We start from the raw sequence: 5616 nt of genomic DNA on the forward strand, positions 1-5616 counted from the left end.
AACGTCCAAAAAGCCACTAGACATCCCGTCCAAAAACATCCTGGACTCCGTGTCCAAAAAGTCGCTAGACATCACACCCTTCGGCTAACACCCTTCGGCTAACGATTCCTTGTGGTCGCGACATCATCGGCGAGTGTAATCCGCCCACTTCTCAGTTGGGCAGGTTTTAGCAGGTCGGAGTTGGCGCAAACTGACACCGCCAAACGCGTTCACTCTCTTCACCTCAGTAGCTTGTGACTAGCCGCTACGCCTCCTTGCCCACTACCCCAAAATCAACGCTGCCGTCTTCTCCGGCGGCACATCCTTCAACTGCCGGCTCTTGATGGTCCACGATGCCAACCCCAATACAATCCAGACCACCAGCGCGATGAGCGGAGCCGTTCCCAGCATGCCCGGCGAGCCTGGAACAAAGAGCAACGCCAAGAACCCGATGGAGAGAACGCACCCGGCTAGCGCGAAGTACTCATAAAACTTATTCGGTGCAATGGGCCGAGTCATTCCGGAAACCTGCCCGGTGCGCGCAATCTTCCAGGCGCAGAAGCAGGTATAGAAATACGCCACCGTGATGCCGGCACTGGACATATCGACGACCCACGTCAACGCCGCGCGCCCGAACCATGGGGTCACCAGGCACACCGCACAGACCAAGAGAATCGCATTGCGCGGTGCGTGCTCCTTGCCCTTCAGCTCACCCAAACGGCGCGGGACCAGGTTCGCCCGCCCCAATGTAAACAGCACGCGGCTTGCCGCAGTGTAGAAACCATTGAGGCCTGTCAACACACCCGCGCTCACCGCAACGACCATGAGCACCAATCCGGCTTGCCCCATGACTTCGCTGATGGCTGCTGCTGGCGGCCATGCTTCACCCTCAAAGTCACTATGGTTGGTGCCCACGGCAATCGACGTCGCGAGCATCATCGCCAAGTAAATCAGCGTCGCTACAGTAATCCCCCACAGCAAAAGCCCAAGAGCCTTCCGAGGAGAAAAATTAAACTCGCCCGCCAGTTGCGGGATCGAATCGAATCCCACGTAAGCCCACGGGGCAAATGCGATGATCGTCGCCACCGCCGCAGCCGGCGGCACATCTACAGGGAAAGCTGGGGCAAGCTCCGGTCGCTCGACGACGTAATAGATCACCATCGCCGCCACGATAACCACCACTGCCAGAATCATGAGTACAACGGCAAAGAACTGGAACTGGCCTGAGAGCGCAGCACCCTTAGAGTTCAACCACGCGAACCCAATGATAAACAACGAGCAGATCGCTACTTCGGGAAGATAGATGGTCCACCCGGCGACGTCGTAAAGCGCGCCCCTCATGACCAATTCAGGGAACGTGACACGGAAGACGAGCGTGACCGCCGACGCATTCAACGCGACGACGCACGAGTACCCCAGCGTCAGCGCCCATCCCGCAATAAACGCATGAGCCCGGCCGAGCGATGCCATGGCGAACGCCACGCCACCACCGGTCAACGGCAGCGCACGAATGGTAAAGCCATAACTCAAACCAATAATGGCAATCATCAGGCCGCCAATAACAAAGCCGATGGCCGTTCCGGCAAGTCCCGCCTTCTGCATCCAGTCGAAGGGCAAGATATAAGCACCCCAGCCAATCGCGGCCCCAAGGGCCATCGCGAAGACCCACGAGGGCTTCATAGATTTCCGCAGTGTCGCATTCTCCGACATGTAGTTTCACTCCAGACAATTCACCTTAAGCGCGAGGACCTTGCGGACGATCCCAGCGCGTGTTTCTGGCAAGTCTAGAGATTCTTGATTAACCGTGCTGCAGATCTCACAGATTCAACATCGAGTTCTACAGCTCATTCTTCAAACGTAACCACTGTTGGCCATTGCAGAGCTCCGTTACCAACCACCCGCATGCCCTGCACCCTTCCGATGCCACTACGTATTGGCCCAAGGATCGTGCTCTAACTCCGCACCGGGCACTTGACGCCCAGGCCGTAGCGTCTATCCTCGCGTTGCCTACCGCCGGTTGCGTCGGGCAATCTCCGCGCTGAGCAGCGTGGCAAAGCCCGTCCACGCGGCGTAGGGCGCAAGCACCACTCCATGCTCAGGGGCGGACTGCCACGCGGACCCCGGCTCCCGGCAGTTCTACCTGGCCACGTTCTTTACCGCCGCCGTCTGGCTGGGCACGTGGCTAAAGTGGGGCGACCGCCGCTGCTTTTCCGGCCACGCCCCGCGTGAACTGGCCCGGGGTGTTGTCATCGGCATCTTGCTCATCATCCTGTTTTCCTCGGCGCCCTCATCGTGCGCTCCATCCCCGCCCTAGCCGGGCCGGTGAGTGACCTGCTGGACAACATGCGCCACGGCAGTGTCCCCATGACGCTGGCCACGCTCATCATCAACGGCGTGGGCGAGGAACTCTTCTTCCGCGACGTGGCACGCCGCGCGCTTGCCGACGCCTCCTCCCCCACCCCCTCACTCATCTTCCAAGTTGCCCTCTACACCGCCGTCACCACTGCCATGGGCGTCCCTCAGCTCCTGGTGGCCTCCGTCCTCATCGGCGGCATCGCAGCTCTCGAAGCCCGCCGCGCGGACAACCTCATCTCCGCCACCACGCTGCGCCTGGTCTGGAGCACCGGGATGGCGTTTGTGTTGCCAGTAGTTATCGGGTAGGCAGCAATCCACTGCCTAGCCTGAGACGGCGCTAATTAACTCCACATTTTCGTAATAAGCAGAATGCGACTTGACCGCCTCGCTCACATCGTGATTGACCGCGAAACTCGCGTCCAGGCCCTCGAAGCCTATCGCCTTCCTTCCGCCCATTGCTGCAGGGTATAGATATCCGAGGACCCAGTCATTGTAAGAATGGTAATTGTGGACGACACCAGAAAGCGCCTCCCCAAGAGAATCCCACTTCGCATCTTGCCCAATGGCCGCGCCCAGAAGATGCACGGCTTCAACCTGCACCTCGTTTTCGGTTCCGGCAGCGCCCGCAAGTGCGGTAGCGAGGTTGAGCATGACGCGGCCACCCAAGCTATGCCCTACTAGTACCACGGACTCTAGGTTGGAGCGCTGAACAATTGCTGCGAGCACCATGGCGGTCTTATTCGCTCGGTTAACTGCAACCGTCCACGGGTTCTTGACCAGATCCACGGCACCAAGCGCCAAGCCGGCTGGCGTTGCCTTCTTGGCCAGCTTCTTTCCAGCATGTTTAACCCTTCCCTTCAACACGGCGCCGCCAGCGAAGCCAACACCTGGGCAAAGGAAGCCAGCAAGCTCCAGCATTTCCTTGCTACCCCACGTCACAAGGTAAATCGGGGAATCTGGGTACGCGGCTTCAACCGATTTAACTTCAGTACGCCAGTCCAGCTTCCTTTCAGTCGTAAAACCACGGGCGATGAGAACTGGCGTGCCGCCTCCCTTGCGGACGCGCTGAATATCAAAGGAATCATCCTCGCCGATATAAGAGTTAAGCGCTTTTATTCCGAACGCGGAGCCGAGCAGCCCACCAGCAGCAGCGACGACCATACTTCCGCCGGCCATCCCAAATCCGCCTGATGCCAAGGAGCCGAAGCCGAGCGCAGCTAGGCCAGCATTGTGAGCAGCTGCGCCCGATAAACCAAGAATCGTGGTTCCATAAGCGCTGCCTACCATCGGTGCGGCAACCCATCCACCGGCAGCTCCGAGAACTAAAGCGCCGGCACCAACAGCAGCAACCTTGACTGCGCGACCAACATTAGCTTCCTTGAATGCGCGCAGCTCGCGCCATTGGGTGAGGTCATCGATGCGGTAATTAAGGCGCTCAAAAGCCGGAACCTGATGAAGGTGTTCTGCACACAAGGCCGGCAAAGCCACCAAGCCGAGGCCAGCAGCAGCGAAGTTATCGCACTGAGGCACGATGCAGTGGGACGTGGCCGAGCCGCAGCTCTCGCACACGTACAGCGATTTAGACTTAGATTTCCTGTGGCTGGATTTGGTTAGGCAACGAGAGCACCAGCCTTCTTCGGTGTCGCTGCTGAGAGTGTCCATGAGCTCGGCCAAAGTCGTGGCCAACTTTGCGGAAGCAATAGCTTGCTTCCTAAGCTCTTGGACCTTTCGATCATGGCGCTTGACTGCGCGCTTTACCGCCTTAGCGGCGGAGTCCCCTTGATCGTCTGGACTAATAGAATCGTTATTGAAATTGAAGTCTTCCTCAACCGCAGCCACGACAGACGGAAGCTGCGCTTCCGCATCATCCGATTCCTTCTGCCCCACCGCGGCAGACCACAGCGCCTCAACAATAGCCGGCGACCCAGTAAGCTCGGCGTCGCCCTCTACCTCCGGTGACTGGCTGTCACCACGCTGCGCAACGCGCACAACCCGCCCAAGATTGGAACGCAGCTCACAGGAAAAAGAGCCATCATCCTCAGAGTTAAACGAAATTGCGGCAGACTCAATGGAGTCCTTCTTGGCCATGGCGCGTAACCTTTCAGCAAAGGAAAAAGGAATAATATAAACCTTAAACCAATCCTTCTGAAAGTATCGCGTTAGAGCAGCCTGCCGACGCCCCGTGCCGAGTACTGCACGAGCTCAAATAGAGCTGGGCATAATGAGCGGGCGCTTGACGACGCCTCTCCCCCGCCCCGTTCAAAGCGACAAATCCTGTACTTATGTAAGAACGTACCTGCGATATCGATCTGCTATCCCAGAATCAACGCCGCCGTCTCCTCCGACGGCACGTCCTTCAACTGACGACTCTTGATAGCCCACGACGCCAGCCCCAGCACACCCCAGACCACCAGCGCAATGAGCGGAGCCGTTCCCAGCATGCCAGGCGAGCCCGGCACAAAGAACAGCGCCAAGAACCCGACGGAGAGAATGCACCCGGCCAGCGCGAAGGACTCATAGAACATGTTCGGTGCCATCGGCTTGGGCATCCCAGGAACCTGCCCGGTACGCGCAATCTTCCATGCGCAGAAGCACGTATAGAAATACGCCACCGTGATACCGGCACTAGACATGTCGACGACCCATGTCAACGCCGCGCGCCCAAACCACGGAGTTACCAGGCACACCGCACACGCCAAAAGAATCGCATTACGTGGCGTGCGCTGCTTTCCGTTCAGCTCACCCAGCCGACTCGAGACTAGGTTGGACACGGCCAAGAGTAAACAAGACCCGGCTTGCCGCAGTGAAGAATCCGTTCAACCCAGTAAGAACTCCGGCGCTGACGGCTACAACCATGAGCACCAAACCGGCAGGCCCCATCACCTCGCTAATCGCTGCCGCCGGCGGCCATGGCTCCCCCTCATAAGCATCGTGATGGGTTCCCACAGCGATGGAGGTCGCGAGCATCATCGCCAAGTAGATCAAGGTTGCCGCAATGATTCCCCACATCAGAAGGCCTAGCTCTTTCTTCGGCGAGAAATTAAACTCGCCCGCCAGTTGCGGAATGGAATCAAAGCCCACGTAGGCCCACGGGGCAAAAGCGATGATGGTCGCAACCGCTGACGCCGGCGCAACGTCGACAGGGAAAGCTGGTGCAAGCTCCGGGCGCTCGGCGACGTAATAAATCACCATCGACGCCACAATGACTGTCAGATGCGAGTTTTTGGTACCGGTGTTCTGGGGACTCGGTACTGTCGTGTTCCGGGTAGTTGGTACCGGGCC

Annotated in this window: 5 protein-coding genes; 1 reads left to right on the plus strand and 4 read right to left on the minus strand. The window is 58.7% G+C overall.

What is annotated here, in order from left to right:
• Nucleotides 1-261: 261 nt before the first annotated feature.
• Nucleotides 262-1659 carry an APC family permease gene (locus QP363_RS12490; RefSeq protein ID WP_284764729.1) on the minus strand — a complete coding sequence of 466 codons (1398 nt, stop codon included), beginning with the start codon at nt 1657-1659 and terminating at the stop codon, nt 262-264.
• 612 nt (nt 1660-2271) lie between these two features.
• On the opposite strand from QP363_RS12490, the gene QP363_RS12495 reads away from it, so the two are divergent.
• Entirely contained in the window at nt 2272-2640 is a 369-nt protein-coding gene (locus QP363_RS12495) for a CPBP family intramembrane glutamic endopeptidase (RefSeq protein WP_284764730.1), read from the plus strand.
• 15 nt (nt 2641-2655) lie between these two features.
• Here the strand turns inward: QP363_RS12495 and QP363_RS12500 are convergent, their stop codons facing one another.
• The 3 genes from QP363_RS12500 to QP363_RS12510 form a co-directional block, all read right to left on the minus strand.
• Complete coding sequence (locus QP363_RS12500) at nt 2656-4422, minus strand: DUF726 domain-containing protein (protein WP_284764731.1); 1767 nt, start codon at nt 4420-4422, stop codon at nt 2656-2658.
• Between the two features lie 224 nt (nt 4423-4646).
• Nucleotides 4647-5105, minus strand: a complete 459-nt coding sequence (locus tag QP363_RS12505; RefSeq protein WP_284764732.1) for an amino acid permease — start codon at nt 5103-5105, stop codon at nt 4647-4649.
• A partial coding sequence (locus QP363_RS12510) for an amino acid permease (protein ID WP_284764733.1) occupies nt 5074-5616 on the minus strand: 543 nt, incomplete at its 5' end. The genes QP363_RS12505 and QP363_RS12510, both read right to left, overlap by 32 nt.

Origin of the sequence: Corynebacterium sp. UMB6689 (genome assembly GCF_030215295.1) — a bacterium.
Taxonomy (GTDB): domain Bacteria; phylum Actinomycetota; class Actinomycetes; order Mycobacteriales; family Mycobacteriaceae; genus Corynebacterium; species Corynebacterium aurimucosum.